27 protein-coding genes are annotated in these 23,458 nt (G+C 61.6%); 13 read left to right on the plus strand and 14 right to left on the minus strand.

Annotated features, from left to right (window positions below):
* Window positions 1-94: 94 nt before the first annotated feature.
* The 8 genes from bla to JTF07_RS03605 all read left to right on the plus strand — a co-directional run bounded on the left by bla (window position 95) and on the right by JTF07_RS03605 (window position 6,161).
* Window positions 95-1,009: a class A beta-lactamase gene (bla, locus tag JTF07_RS03570; protein ID WP_204232921.1), complete on the plus strand. Its 915-nt coding sequence runs from the start codon at window positions 95-97 to the stop codon at window positions 1,007-1,009.
* 84 nt (window positions 1,010-1,093) lie between these two features.
* Window positions 1,094-1,561 (plus strand): SRPBCC family protein, encoded by a 468-nt coding sequence (locus tag JTF07_RS03575; protein WP_204232922.1) that lies wholly within the window; start codon window positions 1,094-1,096, stop codon window positions 1,559-1,561.
* Between the two features lie 101 nt (window positions 1,562-1,662).
* Complete coding sequence (locus JTF07_RS03580; RefSeq protein ID WP_204232923.1) at window positions 1,663-2,436, plus strand: NAD(P)-binding domain-containing protein; 774 nt, start codon at window positions 1,663-1,665, stop codon at window positions 2,434-2,436.
* Window positions 2,437-2,476: 40 nt separating this feature from the next.
* On the plus strand, window positions 2,477-3,040 hold the full coding sequence (locus JTF07_RS03585) for an antibiotic biosynthesis monooxygenase (RefSeq protein ID WP_204232924.1): 564 nt from the start codon (window positions 2,477-2,479) through the stop codon (window positions 3,038-3,040).
* A gap of 208 nt (window positions 3,041-3,248) precedes the next feature.
* A complete protein-coding gene (locus tag JTF07_RS03590; protein ID WP_204232925.1) occupies window positions 3,249-3,866 on the plus strand; it encodes a hypothetical protein in 618 nt (205 codons plus the stop codon).
* Window positions 3,867-3,921: 55 nt separating this feature from the next.
* Complete coding sequence (locus tag JTF07_RS03595; RefSeq protein ID WP_204232926.1) at window positions 3,922-4,695, plus strand: helix-turn-helix domain-containing protein; 774 nt, start codon at window positions 3,922-3,924, stop codon at window positions 4,693-4,695.
* A 2-nt stretch (window positions 4,696-4,697) separates the two neighbouring features.
* Entirely contained in the window at window positions 4,698-5,360 is a 663-nt protein-coding gene (locus JTF07_RS03600; RefSeq protein ID WP_204232927.1) for a hypothetical protein, read from the plus strand.
* A gap of 261 nt (window positions 5,361-5,621) precedes the next feature.
* A complete protein-coding gene (locus JTF07_RS03605) occupies window positions 5,622-6,161 on the plus strand; it encodes a VOC family protein (RefSeq protein ID WP_204232928.1) in 540 nt (179 codons plus the stop codon).
* Window positions 6,162-6,213: 52 nt separating this feature from the next.
* On the opposite strand, the gene JTF07_RS03610 is transcribed toward JTF07_RS03605, so the two are convergent.
* Window positions 6,214-8,007, minus strand: a complete 1,794-nt coding sequence (locus JTF07_RS03610) for a formate--tetrahydrofolate ligase (RefSeq protein ID WP_204232929.1) — start codon at window positions 8,005-8,007, stop codon at window positions 6,214-6,216.
* A 127-nt stretch (window positions 8,008-8,134) separates the two neighbouring features.
* On the minus strand, window positions 8,135-8,500 hold the full coding sequence (locus JTF07_RS03615; protein WP_204232930.1) for a MerR family transcriptional regulator: 366 nt from the start codon (window positions 8,498-8,500) through the stop codon (window positions 8,135-8,137).
* Between the two features lie 54 nt (window positions 8,501-8,554).
* Here JTF07_RS03615 and JTF07_RS03620 point away from each other — a divergent pair, with 54 nt between their 5' ends.
* Window positions 8,555-9,448 (plus strand): alpha/beta fold hydrolase, encoded by an 894-nt coding sequence (locus tag JTF07_RS03620; RefSeq protein ID WP_204232931.1) that lies wholly within the window; start codon window positions 8,555-8,557, stop codon window positions 9,446-9,448.
* Window positions 9,449-9,488: 40 nt separating this feature from the next.
* Here JTF07_RS03620 and JTF07_RS03625 read toward each other — a convergent pair whose 3' ends face one another.
* The 3 genes from JTF07_RS03625 to JTF07_RS03635 all read right to left on the minus strand — a co-directional run bounded on the left by JTF07_RS03625 (window position 9,489) and on the right by JTF07_RS03635 (window position 13,058).
* The gene (locus JTF07_RS03625) at window positions 9,489-10,634 is read right to left on the minus strand and encodes an FAD-dependent oxidoreductase (RefSeq protein ID WP_204232932.1); all 1,146 of its coding nucleotides are present in this window, start codon (window positions 10,632-10,634) and stop codon (window positions 9,489-9,491) included.
* A gap of 72 nt (window positions 10,635-10,706) precedes the next feature.
* Window positions 10,707-12,062, minus strand: coding sequence for a sodium/glutamate symporter (locus JTF07_RS03630; protein WP_204232933.1), 1,356 nt, complete (start codon window positions 12,060-12,062; stop codon window positions 10,707-10,709).
* A gap of 99 nt (window positions 12,063-12,161) precedes the next feature.
* Window positions 12,162-13,058: a LysR family transcriptional regulator gene (locus JTF07_RS03635; protein WP_204232934.1), complete on the minus strand. Its 897-nt coding sequence runs from the start codon at window positions 13,056-13,058 to the stop codon at window positions 12,162-12,164.
* Between the two features lie 378 nt (window positions 13,059-13,436).
* On the opposite strand from JTF07_RS03635, the gene JTF07_RS03640 reads away from it, so the two are divergent.
* From JTF07_RS03640 to JTF07_RS03650, 3 genes are read left to right on the plus strand one after another with little or no spacing between them, the layout of a single operon-like run.
* A complete protein-coding gene (locus JTF07_RS03640; protein ID WP_353843860.1) occupies window positions 13,437-14,399 on the plus strand; it encodes an alpha/beta hydrolase in 963 nt (320 codons plus the stop codon).
* Window positions 14,396-15,799, plus strand: coding sequence for an alcohol acetyltransferase (locus JTF07_RS03645; RefSeq protein ID WP_204232935.1), 1,404 nt, complete (start codon window positions 14,396-14,398; stop codon window positions 15,797-15,799). Before JTF07_RS03640 ends, JTF07_RS03645 begins: the two co-directional genes overlap by 4 nt.
* Entirely contained in the window at window positions 15,796-16,461 is a 666-nt protein-coding gene (locus JTF07_RS03650) for a DUF6320 domain-containing protein (protein ID WP_204232936.1), read from the plus strand. The genes JTF07_RS03645 and JTF07_RS03650 overlap by 4 nt, the downstream gene beginning before the upstream one ends.
* 83 nt (window positions 16,462-16,544) lie before the next feature.
* Here JTF07_RS03650 and galE read toward each other — a convergent pair whose 3' ends face one another.
* Window positions 16,545-17,543 carry a UDP-glucose 4-epimerase GalE gene (gene galE / locus JTF07_RS03655; protein ID WP_204232937.1) on the minus strand — a complete coding sequence of 333 codons (999 nt, stop codon included), beginning with the start codon at window positions 17,541-17,543 and terminating at the stop codon, window positions 16,545-16,547.
* A gap of 107 nt (window positions 17,544-17,650) precedes the next feature.
* On the opposite strand from galE, the gene JTF07_RS03660 reads away from it, so the two are divergent.
* Window positions 17,651-18,838 (plus strand): hypothetical protein, encoded by a 1,188-nt coding sequence (locus tag JTF07_RS03660; protein ID WP_252199248.1) that lies wholly within the window; start codon window positions 17,651-17,653, stop codon window positions 18,836-18,838.
* On the opposite strand, the gene JTF07_RS03665 is transcribed toward JTF07_RS03660, so the two are convergent.
* The 8 genes from JTF07_RS03665 to gvpJ all read right to left on the minus strand — a co-directional run bounded on the left by JTF07_RS03665 (window position 18,811) and on the right by gvpJ (window position 23,457).
* Window positions 18,811-19,677, minus strand: coding sequence for a GvpL/GvpF family gas vesicle protein (locus tag JTF07_RS03665; RefSeq protein ID WP_204232938.1), 867 nt, complete (start codon window positions 19,675-19,677; stop codon window positions 18,811-18,813). The two genes, JTF07_RS03660 and JTF07_RS03665, sit on opposite strands and share 28 nt — an antisense overlap.
* Window positions 19,674-19,997 (minus strand): gas vesicle protein K, encoded by a 324-nt coding sequence (locus JTF07_RS03670; protein ID WP_101584685.1) that lies wholly within the window; start codon window positions 19,995-19,997, stop codon window positions 19,674-19,676. Before JTF07_RS03670 ends, JTF07_RS03665 begins: the two co-directional genes overlap by 4 nt.
* Entirely contained in the window at window positions 19,988-20,956 is a 969-nt protein-coding gene (locus tag JTF07_RS03675) for a gas vesicle protein (protein ID WP_204232939.1), read from the minus strand. The genes JTF07_RS03670 and JTF07_RS03675 overlap by 10 nt, the downstream gene beginning before the upstream one ends.
* 7 nt (window positions 20,957-20,963) lie before the next feature.
* Window positions 20,964-21,395: a gas vesicle protein gene (locus JTF07_RS20580; protein ID WP_286672909.1), complete on the minus strand. Its 432-nt coding sequence runs from the start codon at window positions 21,393-21,395 to the stop codon at window positions 20,964-20,966.
* A gap of 103 nt (window positions 21,396-21,498) precedes the next feature.
* Complete coding sequence (gvpO, locus tag JTF07_RS03685) at window positions 21,499-22,038, minus strand: gas vesicle protein GvpO (protein WP_204232940.1); 540 nt, start codon at window positions 22,036-22,038, stop codon at window positions 21,499-21,501.
* The gene (locus tag JTF07_RS03690; protein WP_204232941.1) at window positions 22,035-22,289 is read right to left on the minus strand and encodes a gas vesicle protein GvpG; all 255 of its coding nucleotides are present in this window, start codon (window positions 22,287-22,289) and stop codon (window positions 22,035-22,037) included. Before JTF07_RS03690 ends, gvpO begins: the two co-directional genes overlap by 4 nt.
* An 8-nt stretch (window positions 22,290-22,297) precedes the next feature.
* Complete coding sequence (locus JTF07_RS03695; RefSeq protein ID WP_204232942.1) at window positions 22,298-23,050, minus strand: GvpL/GvpF family gas vesicle protein; 753 nt, start codon at window positions 23,048-23,050, stop codon at window positions 22,298-22,300.
* A complete protein-coding gene (gene gvpJ / locus JTF07_RS03700) occupies window positions 23,047-23,457 on the minus strand; it encodes a gas vesicle protein GvpJ (protein ID WP_204232943.1) in 411 nt (136 codons plus the stop codon). The genes JTF07_RS03695 and gvpJ overlap by 4 nt, the downstream gene beginning before the upstream one ends.
* Window position 23,458 lies beyond the last annotated feature (1 nt).

The raw sequence follows: 23,458 nt of genomic DNA on the forward strand, positions 1-23,458 counted from the left end.
AACCGATCTTCGACAGTATGAGAAGAGTGCAGAAGAGTGGTGTCCACCCAGCCCGACAGGGCTGAAGAGACCGACGAGAGATTGGATCAATCCGATGAACGTACGACCCTGGAGACTGCTGACTGCAACGACACTGACCTGCGCGCTGGTCGCAGGCTGCTCACCTGCGGATGCGAAATCGGAACCGGGTACCCAGACACCGAATCCGAACCACACCAGCCAACAGAAGATCAACGGCGAGCTCGAATCCCTTGAAGAGGATTTCACAGCACGAATCGGAGTGAGCGCCGTCGACACGGGAGACGGGACAAGGGTCGACTACAGGTCCGATGAACGCTTCGGCTTCGCCTCAACGCTCAAGGTGTTCGCAGTCGCCGAGCTGCTGGCTCGCACCACGTCCGCTGACCTTGACGAACAGGTGACATGGACCCAGGCAGACGTCGACGAGGCCGGTTGGACTCCGGTGACGGAGAAACACGTCGATACGGGACTCCCACTGAGGGAGGTCGCCGAAAGCGCGCTGCGAGTCAGTGACAATGCAGCCATGAACATCGTGCTCGACGAGATCGGTGGACCTCAGGGACTCGACGCAGCTCTCGAAGACGCCGGCGATCCGACCACCGAGGTCATCGACGAGGAACCGGAGCTCAACGACGTCGACCCCGACAGCTCCGACAACACCACGACTCCCAAGGCCTACACCGCTGACCTGCAGGGGCTGCTCGACCCCGACCGTCTGCCCGAAGACGACCGTGAGGTGCTCCTCGAATGGATGTCGGACAATGAGACCGGCGATCCCCTCATCCGCGCCGGCGCACCGAAGGGATGGACGGTGAAGGACAAGTCAGGCCACTCGGATGGAATCCAGAACGACATCGCCGTCGTCTACCCTCCCGACGAAGATCCGATCATCATCACCGTACTCACACAGAGCGAGGACTCTGACTCCGAGGACGGCCCGGCCCTTGTCGCGGCAGCCGCTGAGGCCGTCCTCGACTCCTTCGCCTGAGCCCAGCCTCAGCGCGGCGCACTGGGCACAGCGATGACACGCTGCGAGTCGGCGCAGGCCTGAGAAATCGGTAGAGTTGCCAGCATGACCGAATCTCTCACATTCGCCGATTCCATCCTCGTTGCGGCCGACCCTGCAACCGTCTACGCAACCGTTTCAGACGTGACTCGATCCGGCGAATGGTCACCGATATGCAGGGAGTGCTGGTGGGACGAGGGCGACGGTCCTCGGATCGGAGCCTGGTTCACCGGACGCAACGTCACACCGGATCGCGAGTGGCAGACCCGCAGCCAGGTCATCGTCGCCGATGAGGGACGCGCGTTCGGGTGGAGCGTGGGACCGGGCCGGGTTCACTGGACCTACAGTATGCAGGAAGCAGAAGGCGGCACGCTGCTCACCGAATCGTGGGAGTTCCTACCGGAGGGCCAAGCCTTCTTCGGCGAGAAGTACCAGGACCAAGCCGCCGAGCAGATCGCCGAACGAACCTCAGCTGCGCGCTCAGGAATCCCCGAGACTCTCAAAGCAATCAAGAAGGTCATCGAGGCCCGCTAGAGCGTCATCGGTTCTGGACGCGGCCGGACATGAATGCTATTGAATGGACGAGGCGGGATCTCCACGCCGATCTTCTCAACGGCGTTTCCAGGAGGCAGTTCATGAGCACAAGCATCGGGATCATCGGAGTCGGCGAGATCTCCTCGGCGATAGTGCAAGGTGCGTGCTCACGCGATGACCACCCGGATTTCTTCCTCTCCCCTCGGAATGCCCAACGTTCGGCACAACTTGCCAGCGACTTCGACCGAGTCGAGGTGTGCACGAGCAATCAGGACGTCGTTGATCGCAGCGAACACATCATCCTGGCCGTGCTGCCTGAGCAGACTGAAGAGGTACTCTCCGAGCTCAGCATTCCGGCCGACCGCACCGTCGTGAGCGCGATCGCGGGGATCTCAACCGATACCCTCGCCTCGCTTCTTCCGAAGAGTCCGAGCATCGTGCGCGTCATCCCGCTGCCGCCCGTGCGCGAACGCCGCGGTGTCACCCCGGTCTACCCTGGCCACTCGGAAGTCGAGAGGTTCTTCGATTCCCTCGGCGGCACCGTTGTGGCAGCGACCGAAGAACTCTTCAGCACCTTGTCCGCCACAACAGCCACGATGTCGTCCTACTATGCCTTTCTTCAGGGCATTGCCGACTGGCTCGTCGAACAAGGATGGGAGAGAGCAGCTGCCGAACGCATCGTACGCGGCCAATTCGCCGGTTTGGGCAATACCCTCGCGACTACCGACACCGCCTTCTCTGATCTGGTCAAAGGCCATGAGACCCCTGGCGGCCTCAACGAGATGCTCCACCGGGAGTGGATGGACGCGAACAACCACGCCGCACTCTCCCGATCACTCGATCGGATCTTCGCACGCGTGAGCGGAAGCGACTGACCAGAAGCCTGCCAGGGCAGAATTGGCTAAAATCGCCCCTATGTCACACCACTCTCCGATCACTGTGTCGATCACGCGCACCGTCCTGCCCGAACATCATCGCCGTTTCAATGCCTGGGTGCACGCCGGGCAGGAGCTGGTGCGTGAACGGCGCGGCTATCTGGGGTCCGGGTGGATCAGGGCATCAGCCAATTCCGATGAGTGGCACGTGCTCTACCGGTTCGCTGATGAGAAGTCGCTGCGAGCCTGGGACGAGTCCGAAGATCGCCGCTGGTGGATCGACAGCGCGGCCGAACTCGTCGAGACCACGCGAGTTGAGCATCGCACCGGCATCGAGGGATGGTTCGAACCACAGGGAGAGGAGACCCGGACGATCCCTGAAACAGTCGTTCCCCCTCGGTGGAAGCAGGCGGTGAGCATCTTCCTCCCGTTCTTCCCGCTGAGCCTGCTCTCGACGTTGCTCCTCATGCCTCACCTCGAGAGTTGGCCGACAGTCCTCGCGGTGCTGCTCAACATCTGCATTCTCACGCCATTGATGACATACATATTCCTGCCGGTGAGCACCCGACTGCTCCGACCCTGGCTGCAGAAACCTCGCCGCTAGAGGTGCCCCGCGATGACCGAGGCCCCATCTCCTTGACACACCAACCTCGTCGGCTAGGTTGAGCTTGGCCGATCGCAGGCGTCGCTCTCCACACCATCGAACAAACACACCAGCAGGACTTGACTCTGTGCCTAGCACATGGTTTCGACTAGGGCTGTGCAGCCAAATCGGGTGGCACCTCAGTTGTCGAACTTTGGAGTTAAGTCACATGCGAGTGCTTCGCACCCCGTTCCACATCATCCGTACCGAACTGCGACCGTACTTACTTCTCAATGCCATGGCATACGGACTTCTGCTCCTGGGAGTGGCTCTGGGAATGTTGTTTCCAGGACTGAATGCGGCACTCTCGAATTCGATGGACGCCGGCGGGACAACGGACCTGGTCGTCTCACTGCTCGCGACCCCGTGGCTGTTCGCTCTGACCATCTTCTTCGTCAACATTGTGAAGGTCGCCCTGGCGTCGATCTTGCTGCCGTCCATGATCGTACCGTTCGGTGGACTCGCGGTGTTCGCGTACTTCACCGTCGAGACCGGCATCACGCTCGCTCCGGTCGATCACGCCGCGGCGATGACGCTCATCCCTCATTCGCTCACTATGCTCATTGAGTTCCAGGCGTATATTCTGTTGCTGCTCGGCTCGTTCATTCTCGGCCGTTGCTGGCTCAAACCGGGAACCGTCGATGCCGCAAACAGACGATGGGGTTACCTTCGTGGCCTGCAGCGATTCGGCTGGCTCGCACTCCCGGCACTGATGCTGCTGATCATCGGCGCGGTCTATGAGGCCTTCTCGCTGACCTACCTGGTGCCCCTGCTCTTCGCATCGTGATCGGTCTGTGTGACCGATGACGGCCAGCACCGCAGGCTCAGAGGAGAGGACCGAAATGACGTGGAGTACCCAACAACTCGCTGAAATTGCAAACACGACGGTGAATTCCATCCGGCACTATCACAAGGTCGGGCTGCTCCCTCAGCCTGATCGTGCTGCCAATGGCTACAAGCACTATGAGGTCACGCATCTGATTCGACTGATTGAGATCAAGAGGCTCACTGAGCTTGGTATCTCCCTGTCGCAGATCGCAGCCATGGATCGCTCCGATACGGACTCACTTCAGGCGATGCGCAGCCTCGACGCACACCTCGAAGGGACCATTGACCGTCTGAGCCGAGTGCGCGCTGACCTTGCTCTGATTCTCACGCACCAGGTGCCGGCGGTCACCTCGCCAGGTTTTGCCGCGATCGCTTCGGATTTCTCCGAAACCCAGAGGTCGCTTCTCGCGATCTACGCGAAAGTATTCGACGATGCTGCGCTCACAGCATTCCGACAAGCGTTGTCCGAGCCCACGGAGGCAGATAAAGAGTTCGACCGCTTGCCTGAGCATGCGGACGAAACCCGCGTCGTCGACCTCGCCCACCAGCTGGTGCCGGTGACGCAAACGATTCAGAAGAATCACCCGCAGCTGATCAATCCTCTTCGACGATCCCCACTAGGACCGAAAACGGCCGCGCGCACCCTTGGGCAAGCTCTAACGAAGCTGTACAACCCCGCACAACTGCGAGTACTTCAACTGCTGGAACACCTCCTGAAAAGCGATGAAGCTGGTTCCCACGCGGAGGGCTCACACAATGAACCTGATTCAGGTCAGGTGGAGGAATAACTGTGTCGAAGAACCAAAGAAGACAGCGGGCCGCAAAGCGCATCAAAGACGGCAACGGCCGGGCCCTGAAGCCCTTCCGTTGGTGGCAGATGTTGTCCCGGGCGCTGTTCTATCTTCCCCGGGAGGTCGACGGCGAGCAGGGCCCTGGCCAGGTCTATGCGGTCGATGTGCCCTATTGGCAGCGCATCGCAACAGAAGATGGCAAGGGCAAGGCTCATCTCTACCTTGACGGCCGACATCATGCAGTTTCGACCTTGCCTGCGGCCTTTCCCGTGGAAGCAGGATTTATCGAAGTGATGCCGTCAGCGTTCGGGATGAGGCGGTGTCACTATGTTTCGGACAATGGATCCGACCGACAGCTCGTGCCCGACGAGAAGTCCGCAGAGGGGCGACGGGCTCGAATGGACCGGGACCACCCTGTTCGCAGCCGACTGATCGGTGCTCTTTCACTGCTGGTGCTCGTCATTGCGGTTCTGTTGGTGATACCCCAGATCGTTGAGTACCTCACACAGATCCCGCCGGTGGAAGAGCGGTTCGGGAAGTTCACCTCGCCTGTCGATCTTCCATGGTGGCTGAACATCGCTCTTGGCCTCGCAGCCGCAACCGCAAGCGTGGAACGAGCGACTCGACTGCGGTACAGCTGGCTGGACTCGATGGCCCAGTAGATGCAGAATCGACACACCTTCTCGCCGATTCGCCAGAAGCAGATTCAGGCTGGCATGAGATCAGTCCATTCACCCGGCAGGCTGAATTCGATGACGTTCGTACCACGCAGAGTCTCGTAGCCCGCAACGATGGGCCGAAGCCGCCGGTTTCTAACGGCGACTGCGGATTCAATCCTCATCAAAGCTGCACTAGGACACTCCCTGTCCTCATACTCGTCTAGGGTCAGTCACGACCCGACACCGACGTTGGAAGGCTCAGACATGTCCGCTCCGATCAATCCGGTCCCCGACGGATACACGAGTGTCGCACCGTGGGTCGTCACCGACGACACCGGCGCGCTCCTCGACTTCATTGCACAGGCGTTCGACGGGAAGGAACTCGCCCGCGTGGCCACCGAGGACGGCACCATCGGACACGGTGAGATCAGGATCGGCGACACCGTGGTGCTCGCCTTCGACCGTCGCCCCGAGTGGCCGGTCATGCCGAGTCTGCTGCGCGTGTTCGTCCCCGATGCTGATGCGGCCTTCGAAAGGTCGACCGCTGCCGGCGCCGAGGTGGTCACAGAACTGGCGAACAACGCGTTCGGACAGCGCGGTGGACGCGTGAAAGATCCCTTCGGCAACATCTGGTGGGTGACCAGCCACATCGAGGACGTTCCCGAGGACGTGATGTGGCAACGCCTGCAGGATCCCGTGTACGCCGAACAGATGAGCGACGCACAGGAGACCCTGGACGCAGAGCTGAGCGGACGGAGCCGAGGACGAAGCAGCGTACCACTGCGTGACAACGACCTGGGGTGACGATCACGGCCACGCAGCCGATCACTTCGCCACTGCCTTGAACCAGGGGGGTTCAGAACAGCCCGGTGATATTCCCGTCTTCGGTGACGTCGATCTTCAGAGCAGAAGGTTCCTTGGGCAGGCCAGGCATTGTCATGATGTCTCCGGCGATGACGACGACGAAGCCCGCACCGGCCGATAGGCGCACATCCTTGACCGCGATGATGTGCTCCTTCGGCGCCCCGCGCAGTGTGGCATCGGTGCTCAGGGAATATTGGGTCTTGGCGATGCAGATCGGGGCGTCGCCGTACCCTTCGTCCGTGAATTGCCCCAGCTTGCGCTTGACCTTCGTCGGCAGGTCAACGTCGGCGGCACCGTAGATTCGCTGTGCGATCGTCCGGATCTTCTCCTCCAATGGCCGGTCGAGCTCATAGCTGTACTGGGCCCGGGACGACGCGTTCGACGAAGAGCCAGGTGGTGGAGCTTCAGCATCACCCGAGGCTGTTCCCGCGACGAACACTGAGCCATCGTCGACGGCAGCACCGGCATTTCCCACACCACCAGCAGCCTCGACGACCGCTTCGGCCAGCGCCAGCGCACCCTTGCCGCCATCGGCCCAGTGGGTCGATTCGACGGCCGAGATGCCCTGACCGTGCAGGTGCTTGATCGCGGCTGCCATCTCCTCGTCCGTGTCGGTGGGAAACCTGTTGAAGCACACAACCGGGGTGATCCCGTAGATGTTGAGGAGATTTCCGCAGTGGTGCTCGAGGTTGCTCATGCCGCCGATCACCGCATCGATGTTCGGCGTCTGCACGTCGGCCACCTCGATTCCGCCGTGGTACTTCAATGCCCGCAGAGTTGCCACGACAACCACAGCCGAGGGCCAGATACCGGCGGTGCGGCATTTGATGTCGAGGAACTTCTCGGCCCCCAGGTCGGCGCCGAATCCAGCCTCGGTCACGGCCCAATCACCTAGAGACAGCGCGGCCTTCGTCGCGAGCAGGCTGTTGCATCCATGGGCGATGTTGGCGAAGGGACCGCCGTGAATGAACGCCGGTGAGTGTTCGAGAGTCTGGACCAAGTTGGGTGCCAGGGCGCTTCGCAACAGCGCAGTCATCGCCCCGGCCGCGCCGATGTCACTGACTGTGATCGGTTCGCGACTCCGGTTGTGGGCGAGGACGATTCGCCCCAGACGCTCCTTGAGGTCGGTGAGCGAGGTGGACAGACAGAAGACGGCCATGACTTCGCTGGCGACGACGATGTCGAAGGCGTCCTCACGGGGCACTCCCCCGTTGAGTCCGCCGAGGCCGATGACGACTCCGCGCAGTGCCCTGTCGTTGAGGTCGACGACGCGGCGAATATGGATCCGACGCGAGTCGACGTCGAGTTCGTTGCCGTGGTGGATATGGTTGTCGAGCATTGTGGCGGCGAGGTTGTTCGCTGCGGCGATGGCGGCGAAGTCCCCGGTGAAGTGGAGGTTGACGTCCTCCATCGGCACGACCTGGGCGTAACCCCCGCCGGCTGCTCCGCCCTTCATCCCGAAGACCGGACCCATGCTGGGTTCACGCAGGGCCAGGACCGCCTTGCCCACCTCGGGCTTTGCCCGTGCGAGTTCGTTGAGCCCGTCGGCCAGCCCGATGCTCGTCGTGGTCTTGCCCTCACCTGCGGGTGTCGGGCTCATCGCGGTGACGAGGATGAGGTGACCCTCTGTTGTGGTCTCGGCAGCCTTGTCGAGAACGTCGATGGGGACCTTAGCCTTCGTCCATCCGAAGGGGATGATGTCCTGTGATTTCAGACCCAGGCCGGCGGCGATATCGATGATCGAGTCGAGCTCGGCGTTGAGCGCAATATCCATATCTGTGGTCATAAGGCCATCATGCCGCTTATGGTCCGTTTTGTGACCACCTTCGAGGGATGAAATTCCCCCGACACCGAGGAGGCGCTGCTGATCAATCGTGTACGCCGTATCTCGTCTTCGGCTCAGATCCTGGGCATCAGGCCTGCGAATACTGCGAACACTCCGGACATCTGGCCATGAGGTCGTGCCGGCACTGACGAACATGGAGCAGGAACCGCTCGGCTGAATCAAGTGAAGAGCGCTGGGCCCGGATGGCGGCGATCCGGGCCGCGATGGTCTCCGCACGACCCGCTTCTCCACGGTGCACGACCGCCCGGATCTCCGCCAGACTCATCCCCACCTCCTGGCAGGAGAGCACGATCCGACACCGAGCCAGATGCTCGGACCCGTACAGTCGGTGGCCTGTGGCCGTGCGGTCCGGAACTATGACCCCTTCGTCTTCCCAATGCCGCAGCACATGTGCGGCGATCCCCAGACGCTGCGCCGCTTCACCGATCTTCATGCCACCATGATGACACCTTGACTTCAGGTCGGCCTGAAGTTCTATGTTCGGATCATGAACGAGCAGACCCAGAAGCTTGAAGCTTCAGCCGAGACCACGACTCGCCGAATCGTCCTCAGTGACGGAACCGAGGCGGCAACCCAGAGCATCGGACCGGCGCCAGGGCACGACAACCTCGGCGACATCGTCATCTGCCATGGGACACCATGGTCATCGCGGATGTGGCTGCCGCTTGCCCGCGAACTCGGCCTCCACCATCGTGTGTTCCTGTGGGACATGCCCGGGTACGGTGATTCCATCGCCGAGGAGGCCGTTGCCGTTGACCTCGTCACCCAACGTCGTCGTCTGGCTGAGCTTCTGGACATCTGGGGAATTCAGATGCCGCATGTCATCGCCCACGACATCGGAGGAGCCGTCGCCCTGGGCGCTCACCTGCTCGAGAACCGCGATTTCGCTTCGCTGTACCTGCTCGACATCGTGACCTTGGACCCATGGGGCTCACCGTTCTTCCGCTTGGTGGCTGAGAACGAACCTGTCTTCGCGGCACTTCCTCCGCAGCTGCACCGCGCCCTTGTCACCGAATACATCGCCGGTGCGGGAGGCGAAGGATTGGGCCACTCGTCGGTCCAGGAACTCGCGGCTCCCTGGTGCACAGGCGCAGGTCAACCAGCGTTCTACCACCAGATCGCCAGCTTACGGCCCGAGCACACGGGCCCGATCGTCAACCGCCTCGGCGAGGTTCGATGTCCTGCACGCGTCGGCTGGGGAGAGGACGATCCGTGGATTCCTGCCGAGCAGGCGAAGTTGCTGACTCAGTTGCTGCCAGGAACGACGACCACCTCACGATTCTCGGGTGCTGGCCACCTGGTACCGCTGGAGTCGCCGGACGAAATAAGCTTCGACATCACTAAGTGGCTCAACTCAAATGCACCCGGAACCATAAGCTGAAGAAGCCTCAGCGATGGCCAGCGCTTCGCGACTGCTTTGCCTACCTCGTATGGAACTCGGCTCTGAACTGTTCGGGAACCTTCCCGCTTCCTGTTGCGAGATCGGCAGCGAATTTGCCCAACAAAGGCGCAAATTTCGCTCCGTGCCCGGAGCACGCAGAAACGACGACGATGCCTCTCGCCTCATCGATGACGAAGTCGTCTGTAGGGGTATTGGTGAAGAGACAAGTAGTTTCGGCGTAGGGTACTGGGACCAGACCCGGGAGGTAGCGTTTTGCGTACTCCACCATCCGTGTTCGCATTTCGTCTGTGATCCGACCGTCTTGGTCAAGAGCAGAGCCCAGCAATCGCCCACCGTTGAACTGGGCCAGCTTCTGCCCTCGACTTCCGGCGTCGCGACCTCCAGGCAACCCATAGGTGGAGAGTTCGTTCGACTTATGGATGAACGTCGGCCACTCGTGGATAGGATACCCATTGGCGTTGGCCTCACGATAGGGCATGTGGAACGCCTGCTCTTGCCGAACTTCGAATTTCGGCAAAGACGAAAGGAAGCCCGAGGGCAGATCTAGCTTCTGCAGAAGAACCGGCAACCATGCTCCTGCGGCGACGATGACTCGTTTGCCTTCGACCGTCTCCCCTGTCGCCGACGTGACTCTCAATCCCCCGGCTGACCTCTTGGTCACCTCAGTTGCTTCCCAGTTCTCCAGGATTCGTGCACGTCCAGTGGCACGAGCAAGGTCAAGCATCGTCGTGACGGCCCGTTCTGAGTCGATGACCCCGGCGGCCGGATGCCACAGAACATCCGAGTCGAAGTGGAACTGAGGCCAGCGTGCCTCAGCACCCGAAGCGTCGAGCACCTCGTGCTCGACCCCGGCGTGGGTGAGTGCATCGACCAATTGGGTCAGATGTCGCTCTTGGCCGTGATCGAGGGCGCCGGTCGATGAGATCAGCGTGGTCTCTCCCAGACATTGGATCTCGTCCCACAGATGGCGTGCCCTCACTACAAGTTCGGTGTAGAGACGCTCGGGGTATGCATATCGCAAGATTCGTGCCGATCCGTGGGAGCTGCCTCGTCCATTCGCTGGCGTGTGACGTTCGAGGACGGTGACGTTCTCACCCCGGGTTGCTAGAGCGAGCGCGGCAGCCGCACCCGCCAAGCCGGCTCCTACAACGACATATTCAGACATGATGCTCCCCTTTTGTCCAACTCGGCAGATTTCGAAGACGACTTCGGTAGGCGTACGTCACCAAAGCAAGTCTTAAGTCACCAGAGCGCGAGCTCGTCGATTGGCGATAATGATGACCAACGCACCTACGATTGCGGCCACTGTGATCACGCCCCAGATGCCGACCACGGCCCAGGAAGCCCCGGCAATGACAAGCAACGGGGCGAACGTCACTGCAGTGACCTCCACCGGGATAACTGGCAGGTAAGCCAACGAGAAGTCTTCGAGTGTGCGTGATTTGAGCTTGGGATCGACGATGCGAAGAAGAGCAATCCCTGTCGCCACTGCCCCCGTCGCCCAGCCCCAAGTGAAGAGCTGCCGTTCGAACCAGCCTTCGCCCATCACTCGCGGAGCCACCCACAAGCCGAGGAACAGGCATAGGGCAAGTCCGACTGCGAACAGAATGACGAGAGAGAGCCACTGGTCGGCGACGAAGCTGGGAACTACCGACGCGATTCCGCACACCATCAGAATGTCTGTCGAGGTGCCGGAAATCGAACTCTGGGTGTCCTTGTCTATGAAACGAGTGGTCTTGGTGATGCCGAGGAGACCGCGCAACACGAGCCCGACTAGGAATGCGATCGAAAAGAGCGGAAAGGCCACCGACGGGACGAGTCCGCCGAGGATGACGTTGGTGCCGTACGCGCCAGCAGACACCGCGGCGACGAGTCCGGCTTGGAACGTCAGTGATTCGATCGCGCTCCCGGAGAACTTGTGTGTACCGATGCTCGGCTGCTCATCGTTCTGGTCGAGAACGCCGGTAAGCAGGTCTTTTGGAACCCGCTTTAATCCCGCGAATTCTCGAGCGTACCCCTTTGATGCGCCGAACTTTGCTTGAATGATCCCGCCGACGACGCCTACGAGCAGGCCGACGGTGGCTGCTGTGAATGCCAGAGACTGGACTGAGGGATCGCCCGAGTCTGCGAAGACTGTGCCTATGGCCGCAGCCGACCCGAATCCGCCGGCCCACCCGGCAAACAGCAGCAGTCCGATGTGGTCGGGTGCACCCAGCAGTGGTCCGAGCAACATGAGAACGAGGCCCATGCCGATGGCAGTCTGCGCGGCATAGATGAGGACTCCATAGCTGGCGAAACCCGCAATCGACCGGCCGATCTTGAGGACGTTGAAGTCACTTGTCAGAGCCAAACAGGCAAAGACGAGGACGATGAGCAATGAGGTATACGTGCCCAGCTGGTCCGAGAACGGCAGCCAGCCGAGAACATTGGGTCCGAAGATGAGGCCGAGCGCACCTGCAATCACGCCGGCGGGGATCATCATCGTTTGGATCACTCTCACCTTCGCCCGAAGGATGGTGCCGATGACAAGCAGAATTCCGATGAGGCCGGCATCGACGAGCAGTGCATAGGGGCTGAAATCTGTCGGTTCCACGTGGCTATCTCCTTTGATGACCGGGTATTGGCTGCGTGCTGAGTGACGGGTTGGCTGTGTGAAGGGCGGAAGGTGCAGTGGTCGAGAGGGAAACGTTCTTCAAACGGTGAGCATGTGCGCTGCCGCCCAGTCCCGCAGCGCCGAGGTGAGCGGGTCGAGCAACCCCAAGGGATCGCCCGGAGCAGTGCGTATCGTCAGCGGATATGTGTGCTTCGCTCCTTCGAGCGGCACAAAGCTCACACCATTCCAGGGTTGGAGTCCCACGGACTCGGGGACGAGGCTAATCCCGGCCCCGGCAGCGACCAACCCTAATATTGCCTGTTCGTTCGAGACCTGTGCAGAGGTCGCCATCGTTCGCCCTGCCTCGATGAACACGCTGGCGACGAGATCGAAGGCAACAGGGGCTGCCATGCGATGAAAGAGGACGATTGACTCGGTGTCGATATCGTCTACTGCGATCGCTGATGCTTCGCTCAGCTGATGGCCTGCGGGCAAAGCCACGCACAATCGTTCTCGCAGTGCTATGCGTTCATCTGCCCGGTGACTGCTGAATTCGCGGACCAGGCACACGTCGATGTCTCCGTGGTCGACGGCTCGAGTGAGATCTGAACTGCTGCCATCCGAGACGACAACTGAATACGATTCCAGCGCGTCGAGAATTCCGGCCATGATGGCTGGAAACGTCGAGCTGACCCCGCCGATGCGGACCCGGCGAGTCTTCGCTCCATCCCGGGTCTCAGCAACGAGCTGACGCAACGAATCTGCTCGGCGGCGCAGCTCGAGAGCTTCTGGATAGAGGCCGCGGGCGGCTGCTGTAGGTACGACCTCTCGATTTCCGCGGTCGAAGAGTCGCTCGCCGAGATCGCGCTCCAGAGATGCGACGGCCTGGCTGACAGGCGACTGTGCCATATGCAGCGATTTCGCCGCTTTGGTGAAGCTGCGTTCTGCATAGACCGCCAAAAAACATCGCAACTGCTTGAGGCTGACCTCACTCATGTAGTTGTCTTCGCGATCATTTCCGCTCCGCATCTGCGACTGTGACCTTGTTCATGAAAGGCAACTCTATGATCGCTTTGCGATGCACACAAGATCAAAAGTAGATCAATATTTATAAGCCCTATACGTAAAATGTCTAGCTCAAGGTCAGTCACAATATCCACGCGACTTCCATTTCTCCGGCAGCATCCCCGCGGCTTCGGCAGCACTGCGATCGATCTCACGTCCAGTGGCCTCGGCGATGAGTTCTAGGGCTTCCTCTGCCCGCGTTGGGCACCCATCCCAACCGCCGCCCGCATTCAAAAAGCGTTCTGGCTGGGCAGGCTGCCCCTAAGCTGGTGGTATGGAAGATTCCACTCCCCGAACCGGCCTCCGCGCGTGAACAGACTGTCTCGAGCAGTGCTGCGCCTGTTCGCCGCGCCCCGGCTCAACATGCGTGAGGACTACGAGAAGGTCCGCCGCATGCAGCGCCGGCTCGCGGGGCTGCTGATGCCACCGTATCGGGCCTCGCGCTGGAACCACCTCGCTCGCGACGGACACCCCCATGTCCCTGTCCGGATCTTCCAGCCGAAAGTACAGCGGCGCGAGGATGTCCTCGTCTTCTTCCACGGCGGCGGCTGGGTCACCGGAGACATCGACACCTACACTCCGGCGTGTGCCAGGATGGCGGACCTCACTGGCTGCGCCGTCGCTTCTGTCGACTACCGGCTCGCGCCGGAGCACCCGTTCCCGGCGGGGCTGGAGGACTGTTACGACGTCGCCCGACTGCTGCTGGACGAACCACATCGGGTGGGTGCCGCAGACGCAGACAGGATCGTCCTGGTCGGAGATTCCGCCGGAGGGAACTTCGCTGCGGTCATCTCAATGCTGCTGAGAGAACGCGGACATCGCCCACCGAACCGGCAGATCCTGCTCTATCCGGTGACGCATTGGGACCACGACCCGAAGACCTCCCCCTTCGCCTCGGTGCGCACCCATGGCGAGGACTATCTACTCACCAACACCGAGGTCGAAGACTACTTCGACCTCTACGTTCCCGACCGTCAGCAGCGGCGCGACGCTCTTGTCGCTCCGCTGGTGGCAGACGATCTCTCCTGCCAACCAGCGACTTTAGTGATTACGGCGGAGTTGGACCTGCTGCGCGATGAGGGTGAGGCCTACGGACACGCCCTCGCCGATGCAGGGAATGCGGTGCGGATACACCGGGTAGCCGGAGCGCTGCACGGCTTCATCTCGCTGCCCCGATTCTCCCAGTCCGTCCAAGAAGCCTATGAGGTGATCAACGCGTTCCTCAACGACGACACTGTCGAGGGCGAGCAGCCTGCCCAGGAGGCGAAATGACTCACCGGGACTGGGTACGACTCGACAACGCCTCGAACATCTTCCTCGCGGCTCGCAGCGCCGCGGATCCCAAAGTCTTTCGCCTCAGTGCCGAGGTGGATCACGACGTGGATCCCGAGTTGCTGCAGCAGGCACTGGACGAGACTTATGACCGGTACCGGCTCTACCACGCGGTGCTGCAGAGCGGCCTGTTCTGGTACTACCTGCAGGACAGCGACCTGCACCCGCTGGTCACCGCAGATGAGCAGCACACGTGTGCCCCCATCTACCAGGCTGGTCGGCGCAATCTGCTGTTCCGCGTTGTCCACCATCGTCGGCGGATCAGCCTCGAGGTCTTCCACGCGCTGTCCGATGGCACCGGTGCGGCATGGTTCCTCTCCGACCTGGTGAACGCATACATCAGACTGCGGCATCCCGACTCCGACCGGAGTCCGCAGCTCGAGGACTCCACCGGAGCCCACGAAGCACCGGCCGAACCGGTACATGGGCTGAGCATCGACAGCTTCGCGGATTACTTCCACCAACGGCATCAGTCGCCCGCGTCCGGTTCCGTCTTCAGCCGTGCAGCCAGGTCGGCCACATCCTCCTTCGTCAACAGCTCCCCGTCACCTGCCGATCGCTGGAAGATCAGCCGCTTGCGTCGTCCGGCGGATAAGAAGGTCCACCGGGTCGGAGGAACCCGCACCCCGGACAATCGCACGCGCGCTGTCGAACTCACCATGCCCACGGATGCTGTGCTCGGGCTTGCTCGAGCCGCCGATGTCTCGCTCACGATGTACCTGACGGCACTGTTCTTCGAGTCCATTCGCATATCCTCGGGTGGTCTGGGACGGGCCAGGACTCTGGCCGCTTCGGTGCCGGTGAATCTGCGCCAGTTCTTTCCCTCGGAGTCTGCACGGAACTTCTTCGCAACCGTCCGTGTGGAACACACCTACGGCCGGGGCGAGGACGATCTCGGTTCGATCTGCAAACAGCTCGAGAGCCAGTTCCTGCCCCAGGCGACCCACGAGGCGCTGGAGAAGAAGCTGCGATGGTTCATCCGAGTCGAACGGATGCCCGGGTTGAGGATCATGCCGCGCCCGCTCAAAGATGTCATCCTCGGGATGGCCAACAGGCACAGCAATCGTGGTCTGAGCGTCGCCGTCTCGAACTTGGGGCGAATGAGCCTGCCCGAACCGGCTGATTCGCATGTGGGCCGCGTCCTGTTCCATGTCTCCGCAGTCCGCCCGCAATTCTGCGCGACGTCCCACGCCGGGCTTCTCGCAGTCAGCTTCACATCACCGTTCGTCGAAACCGATCACATCAGGGAATTCACTCGGATGCTCACTGCTGAGGGGGTCGATGTCACGGTCGCCGCTGAACGAGTCACCGAGCAGGAGATCGCGGAGGGGCGATCATGAGACGATGCCCCGAGTGCTCCATCGCCATTGAGGGCGCTTGGACACATTGCCCTCTGTGTGCGGCCCCCGTCGTGGGCGCGGCGGTTCCGAGTCCGCTGCCGACGGTGCCCCTCACGTTCTCGAGGCGACGGCTGCTCAAGGTATTGTTCCTGACCTCGATCGCCGTGATCGCTGGGTCCTTGGCTGCTCAGCTCCTGCTGGGCCACAAACCCGAAGGCTTCGGAGTCCTTCGCTCCGGCTGGTTGGGGGTCACCGCTATGTGGCTTGTGGTCCTCATGGCGGTTCGCAAACGACGCAATGTCGCTAAGGGCACCATCTATCTCGTCGTCCTCATCGGTCTGGTCTGCGTCTATTGGGACTACCTCACCGGCTGGCGTGCTTGGTCACTGACGTACGCGTTGCCGATCGTCTGCGCTTCGTCGATCGCTGCCCTCCTGATCACGGTCAGGGCGATGCGCTTCGAGGCGACGGAGCATATCCTCGACAGCGGTTTGGCGGCGGTGCTGGGTCTGGCACCCATCGTGTTCCTCGCATTCGGCTGGGTCACGTACCCCCTGCCGTCGGCTCTCTGCGGTGGCTTCAGCATCCTCGCTCTGGTGCTGCTGCAGCTTGCCCGGGGCCGGGAAGTCCGCCTCGAACTCGCCAGGCGCCTGCATGTCTGACCCTGGCATCGACTGGCAGTTCTTGACCGGATTCAGATCTGCTGCGCACCCAGTCGAGAGCAGCCCTCGCCGAGGCTTCGAGCTCAGTCACTGGTCTGTTCGGGCAGCATCCCCGCAGCCTCAGCAGCGCTGCGCACGATCTCGTCGAGGTCGAACTCGGCCTTCCAGCTCAACTGTGCACCGATGCGGGAGACGTCGGCGACGAGTGCGGGTGGGTCACCTGCGCGACGCTCGCCCATTTCGGGCACGATCTCACGTCCGGTCGCCTCGGCGATGGCGTCGATGACTTCTTTGACGGAGGCACCGGTGCCGGTGCCCACGTTGAACACCGTCTCCGAGGTGTCCCCGGACTTCATGTAGTCAAGCGCGGCGATGTGCGCCTCGGCCAGATCCTTGACGTGAACGTAGTCGCGGATGCATGTACCGTCAGCAGTGTCGTAGTCGTCGCCGAAGACGATGGGGGCTTTGCCGTCTGCGATGCGCCCGAGGACGATCGGGATGAGGTTCATGACTGCCGTGTCGGCGAGCTCAGGCCAGCCGGCTCCGGCGACGTTGAAGTAGCGCAGCTTCACGGCGTTGAACTTCGCACCGCGGATCCTCGCCGAGGTGATCGCATTGTCGATCATCCATTCGCCGATGAGCTTCGTCTGCCCGTAGGGGTTGATCGGTCGGCAGTCGAGGTCCTCGGCGACCATCTCGACATCGGGCATGCCGTAGGTCGCAGCCGAAGACGAGAAGACAAGGGATTCGATGTTGGTGCGTTCGGCGGCGGCGAGGACATTCGTGAGTCCGCCGATGTTCTGGCGGTAGTACATGATGGGTTCTTCGACCGACTCCCCCACCTGTTTCTTCGCAGCGAAGTGGATGATCGAGTCCACCGAGTGCTCCTCGATCGCAGCCACGAGACGATCTTCGGCATCGTCGGCGGCAAGGTCGATGCCGACGATCGGCAGGCCGGTGACGCGAGCCTCGATCCCGGTGGAAAGGTCGTCGACGACAAGGACGTCATCGCCGCGCTCGGACAGCAGCCGTACTACGTGGGAGCCGATGTATCCGGCACCTCCTGTCACCAGAACACTCATGTGCCGATCTCTCCTTCACTAGCTCTCTCACAGCGGTCGATACGCTGCGACATACCCACATCAGAATACGTGACCCGTCCAGCATCCCAGACATCAAGGCGGGCTGAATGGCCGGTGTGGAGTTGCCCGAAGTCACGACCCTGCGAACCCAGCCTCTGGTCAAACACCACCATCCCTGCGAGAGTGGAAATGTCGGCGATCCGCCCGGCCCGTGCCTGCGGAAGGCACCATGGACGAAAGCACCAGCTGCGATGCACCTGCTCCTCATCTCTGACCCCGGCCTGCCGAGCCGCCGGGTCGCGGCGATCAAGGACGAGTTCGAAGAGATCCTGCGGCAGAGCTTCGATGCCGACGTTCATGTCGACACGTGCACCGAGACCATTCGAGTGCGGACAGACCACCAGTTGGAGATGTCGACACTCGACTCGGTGGTCAGCAGATATCCCAGCGCGGACCTCGTCATCATGCTCACGGATATTCCTCGACACACCCAGGACAAACCGCTCATCGCCGAGGTCCTACCGGGTCGCAAGGTCGCCGTGGTCTCGAACCCGACCCTCGGCGCATTGACGACGAGACGTCGCCTGCTCAAGATCTTCATGAGCTGTGCGAACCAGCTGCTGCCTGACGGCAATACGGCCCCGAAACATAGTCTGCCCAGGTGGGGTCAGTGGTCGAGTCGAGCCGATTCCGGGCACCGCACCCTGCACGCGCACACCTTCACCGGCGGAACCCGCCTGGTGTTGGGAATGACGACGGCCAATGAACCGCTGCGGATGGCGCGCAAGCTGTCCCGGGCCCTGGCCGCAGCCTCGGCGACGGGGGCTTTCGGAATCTTCTACAGCTCGATCTGGCAGATGTCGCACCACCTGTCGACGGCTCGGCTGATCTCCATCGGCATGATTGCGATTGCAGTGATGGTGGGGTGGCTGCTGACCGTCAACGGCCTCTGGGACAGACCGGTCAGGGGGCGTCGTGCTCAGGTCGTCTTCTATTACAACCTATCCACTGTTCTCACCCTGATCATCTGTGTGGGCGCGCTCTATGTTCTGCTGGTTGCGGGAATTCTAGTGGGCAGCCTCATCGTCATCGACCCGGATTTCATGGCCCAGATCATCCATCGCCCGGAGGCGAAGTTCACCAATTATCTGGACATCGCCTGGCTCAGCGCCGCGATGGGCGTCGTCGCCGGTGCTCTGGGCTCGACCTTCGACAGCGATGTCGACGTCAAGAACATGACCCACGCTCAACGCCTGCGCTCACGTGTCTACGTCGCGGAAGAAGGGCGATCCTGACCGGACATGCCGGCAAACGCATCGGACATGTCGGCAAATGAGTACGGCGGCCAGGGACCGAGGAATCGGATGGAGACGGCTGGCTGCTCGTTCGAAATAGCGGTCAGCTCGGCTCCCAGATCCTGGATGCCTGGTTCAGTGACCAGACACGAGACCATGAGGATGGGGGTCTGTCCCACTTCCCGAGGCGGAGTGCGGTACTCCTCGATGCCTTGGCATTTCTCGGCGATCCGAGCTCTCAGACCAGGATAGAGATCGTCGGCCTCTCGATCTGCAAGCTCCTTCTCGGTCTTCTCCAGTCGCTTCTCCAGCAGTCGACGGACTCCAGCTGGGCGACCTTCCATGTCGTCTTTGATACGCCGAACCTCGTCATTGGCTTCGACGAAGGTGTTTCGGTCCAGCGAGATCTCGACTCGCAGCTCCGAGGTTCCGTCCAATTCGCTTAACCGCTTAGACAGCGCACCCTTCGACTCCCACAGCCATCCTTCGAGTTGAGCGGTCGAGGTTGCCCCCGATTCGGTGTCCGGGCGCACGATCACGTTGAAGGAGACCGGAAGCACGCTTCCGGCGCCCTGCCATCCGTCTTCGACGACCTCGCTATGCTGCAGAATCCATCGCTTCACGTCGTCGTCGGCGCCGTCGTAGGGTCCGCCATCATGTGTGTGGACCACCGCGCGGGGCCCCTCGGGGTCCCCGATCAGATGCACCGGTGAACCGTCGATGCCGTTGACCGTGGGTGTGTAATCTCCGGCGGGCACAATGGCGTAGACGTAGAGCTTGGGCGGCGCAGCTGCAATCGTTTCTGATTCTTCGCTGTGCCCTGCACCGCTATCTGTCACTTGATGTCCTTCGAGGTCTCTTCTGCCCATCTGGCTGGGTTGATGAGTTTATCGACCACTTCGTCGACGACGTCGTCGAGCCCGCGATGCAGATCGTCGACGGAGCCGGTGATGCCGTGCTCGGCCTTGATCTGGTCCATGGCCTCATCGAGTTCCAGAAGTGCTTCGCCGAGGCGGTTCTGTTCGTCCTCGGTGAGGTCACCGCCTTCCATGCGCCGCACGGCTTGTGTCTCCAGCGCCTCCTGAATCACCTCGACAAGGGTGACGACCAAGGTGAGAACGCCGTGCTTGAGGCTCTCCTCATCCACATTCAGTGCCATGACTCTCCTTCATCAGTCTTCTCGCGCGGATTGCCGGCAGCCGGATCCTTTTGCTCGGATGCGCTCCATTGTTCGAGTTCGTCGTACCAGCCGTCAATGTCATCCGCTGCCAGACGTATCGAAGACCGTTCGGTCTCGACGATCAGAATATGGGCCTTGCCGGTGGGGTTGTCGTGCTTCTCCCAGCGCAGATTCCGCACGTGCGAGGCAGAGGCCCTCACCAGCGCGCGGCTGTCCATCGGGGACTTCCAGGTGAGGTCGCGTCCCGTCAGGATTCCTTCGCCGCCGCGCCACGTTCCTCCGCCCGACAGCGTCTCCAGGTACCACATTCGGCCCTGCTTCAGCGGTTGCGGCGAGGAGCTCGAGCCTCGCCCCGTCGAGGGTTGCAGTGCTGCCCCTCGCTGCTCCTGAACCAGACGGATCAGACGTTCGGGCTCAAGGGCGGACAGCTTCGATTCGCTCCCGTCGTCGAGTCGGACGAGGATGCGGATACGTTCCTCTCCCCCGATCGACGGCTCCGACAACGGCGTGATGGATTCTATTGAACTCAGCTTCGCCTGCCACAACGTCTCCGCCGGATCGCGTCGGTGGATGATCAGCCGCCGCGAGGTGAGGTAGGCGCTGCCTGGTCGCCAGGTGCGATAGAAGTTGTCCTGATAATACCCACCCGCCATCTTGGCGATGATCTCCTCGTCCTCGGCCAAGGGAAGATGCGCGCGCACCGACTGCTGGACCCACTTTCGGGTGTCCTCATCCCATTGACGCATCATTCCGTATTCGAGCATCGTCTCGATTCCGGCGATGGTCGCACGCAGATTGACCCCGATGAGCGGTATGTCTGAGACGGAGATGATGAGGTCGAGATTCAGGTACACACCCTTGTTGAGGAGCACCTCAATGAGGTCAGGCAGGGTCGCACGTGGATCCCGGGTGGGCTGCATGATCGCGTTGTCGGCCATCAGCGACCTACTTGCGCTCGGATGACTTCTCGGGCTCCTCGGAGGACTGTTTAAGTTCCGCTGAGCCGCCCGACTCCACTCGCTTGGAATGAGCACTCTGCCAACCGCACCAGGGGCAGTACGCGTTCATCAGTTGGGCCAGCTCGGCGCGTTTACCGCATTCTGGGCAGGTGTCCTTCTGCTCGATGGCTTCTTTCCACGCCACAGTGTCGCGATCCGTGCCCGCAGGGAAGTCCAGTCCGTAGCGTGCTGCGGTCTCGAACGACGCCAGTGCTGCCCGGATCCGAATTCCGAGGAGTTCGACTCCTGCCACCGAGACCATGATGTCTGCGTTGAGGACCAGGCCTTTGTCCAGCAGCGTCTCCACCACGTGGAGGAGGGTCCCCTCCTGGCTGCGCTGTGGCTGCATTGCGCTGTTCGACTGGTTCGTCATGCTCATATCGTCGGCTTCCTAACGGGTGCTGTCCGAGTGTGAATGTGTGGTCGTCGGTCGGCTCCTGGCTCAGTGGACACGAGGCAACGATCCAAACCGCTTGGGCTGATCACTCGGAGGGCCGTCCCCGGACGTAGCGGTTCTGTCGACCGTACTCGAGGAGTTCACCCTGCCCGTCGAGTTGGATGTCGTATTCGGCCAGCAGATCGGCGGTGTTGGGAACGCGGCGAGATTCCACGACTTCGAGTCGCACGGCCCAATGGTCATCTACCCAACGTGCGCCGACGACCGATTCCGGGGACCGACCGGTGAGCGCGCTGAACTGTTCGACGGCCTTCTTGACCGCCTGCACAGTCGAGACCCTGGCAGGTTCCGATGCCGTCTTCGTGTCCTCGGACTTCGCAGTGCTGGCCTTCGGTGCGCTTGATTTCGTCGCGCCGGCCTTCGTCGCGCTGGATGTGGTCGAGCTGGCCTTCGATTTCACGGGTCGAGACTTGGATGACGATGCAGCGGACGACCGGCGTGGCGATTCGGAGGCGGCGGTCCGCCTCGGCCTTCTCCTTTCGTCGCTGTCCTGGCGAGTCGTGCCTTCGGACGAATCCTCGCCCCGTGCGGCCTGCTTGTCGTCGGTGCTTGTCTGTTCGCTCATGGGTTCTCCTTCGTTTTTCGTCGACGAGTCGATTCGAGTAGACGCGCGACCAGGTCTCGCTCAAGCTCATCGGCCTCGTCTTCGCTGATGGCGCCGGATTCTTTGGCCGCGGAAACCTCTTCCAGCTGCCGTCTGATCGCACTGGGATCGTAATAGCGCTTCTCAGCTTCGTTGCGAACCTGTTCGGCCACCCAGACGGTCCCTTTGAGAGGGGCCAGAGGTGCACCGAGGATCGCTGAGAAAATTCCCATGACTACTCCTACATCTCTGGAACGAAATCATAGGGAGCCTGCGGTCCGACGAGCCGGAACCTCATACGGTCCTGATTCGCTTCTGCCAACTTGTCGATGGTGTCGTCGAACTCCGCGAGCGATTCCTGGGAAAGGAGAACGGCGACCTCGAACACGTCTTCCGCCTGTCCACTCTCACGCACCGACATATCGGCGGTCAGAGGTTCGAGCTGATTGAGAATCGGTGGGCCCTCCGTGGTCTTCCAACTCTCCATCGTCTTCACCACGATTTCGCCGAGGCGGATCCGTTCGTTTCGTGTCTCGTCCTCATCCGTGCCCGCAATGTTCTCCCTCAGCTCGGCGGCCTCAGGACTATCGAGAATGATCTCCCGAAGGATGGTATCCCGGTCATACCGGACCAGAAGAGTGAACTGGGACAGTCCTGCCAATCCTTCCAGAGCCTCGACATATTCGGCTTCGCGTGGGGCCAACACTTCGCCGGCGATATCGGCCTCTGCTGGGACGACGGTCCCGAAGGCGAGAGGCAGCACTGGCTGCGTTGCTGCGAGCCCGTCGAGGACCGCGATGTGGGTCTTCAGATCGTCCGGGGTGCCCAGGATGTCGGTCTCGACGAGGTCAGACACCACCGCCGCGACCCGACCGGAGCCGACGGCATGCAGCTGACCTGCCTGCACACCGCCGGTTCCCTCCGACAAGCCCGCATCTGCGAGAACAATGCCGTAGAGATACTTGTCGCTGTCAGTATCGATGTCGTCGCTCACTCGGACTCAGAGGAGCTGCGAGCGGGACGCTTGGTCCGACGACGTGGCTTCTCATCCTCGTCGTCGTCAGGTGTCAGCGCGTTCTTGACGCCTTCCACCGCACCCTGGGTTTTGCCCTTGGCGCCGTTCTCTGCCATTCCGCCAAGCATCTCCGGCAGATCCCTGCCGCCCTGCTGCGTCAGGTCGAGTCGGTTGGTCGCCTCGGCGAAGCGAAGATACGTGTCCACACTGGCGATGACGATGCGGGCGTCGATGGTGAGGATCTCGATGCCGACGAGTGAGACTCGCACATAGGCATCGATCACGAGCCCTTTGTCGAGGATGATCTCGACGACGTCAGCCAGAGAACTCGATGAGGGACGATCGACATAACTGCCACGTGAACGTTCAGCGGTGTTGGTACTCATT

Source organism: Brevibacterium sp. RIT 803 (genome assembly GCF_016892625.1).
In the GTDB taxonomy this organism is placed as follows: Bacteria; Actinomycetota; Actinomycetes; order Actinomycetales; family Brevibacteriaceae; genus Brevibacterium.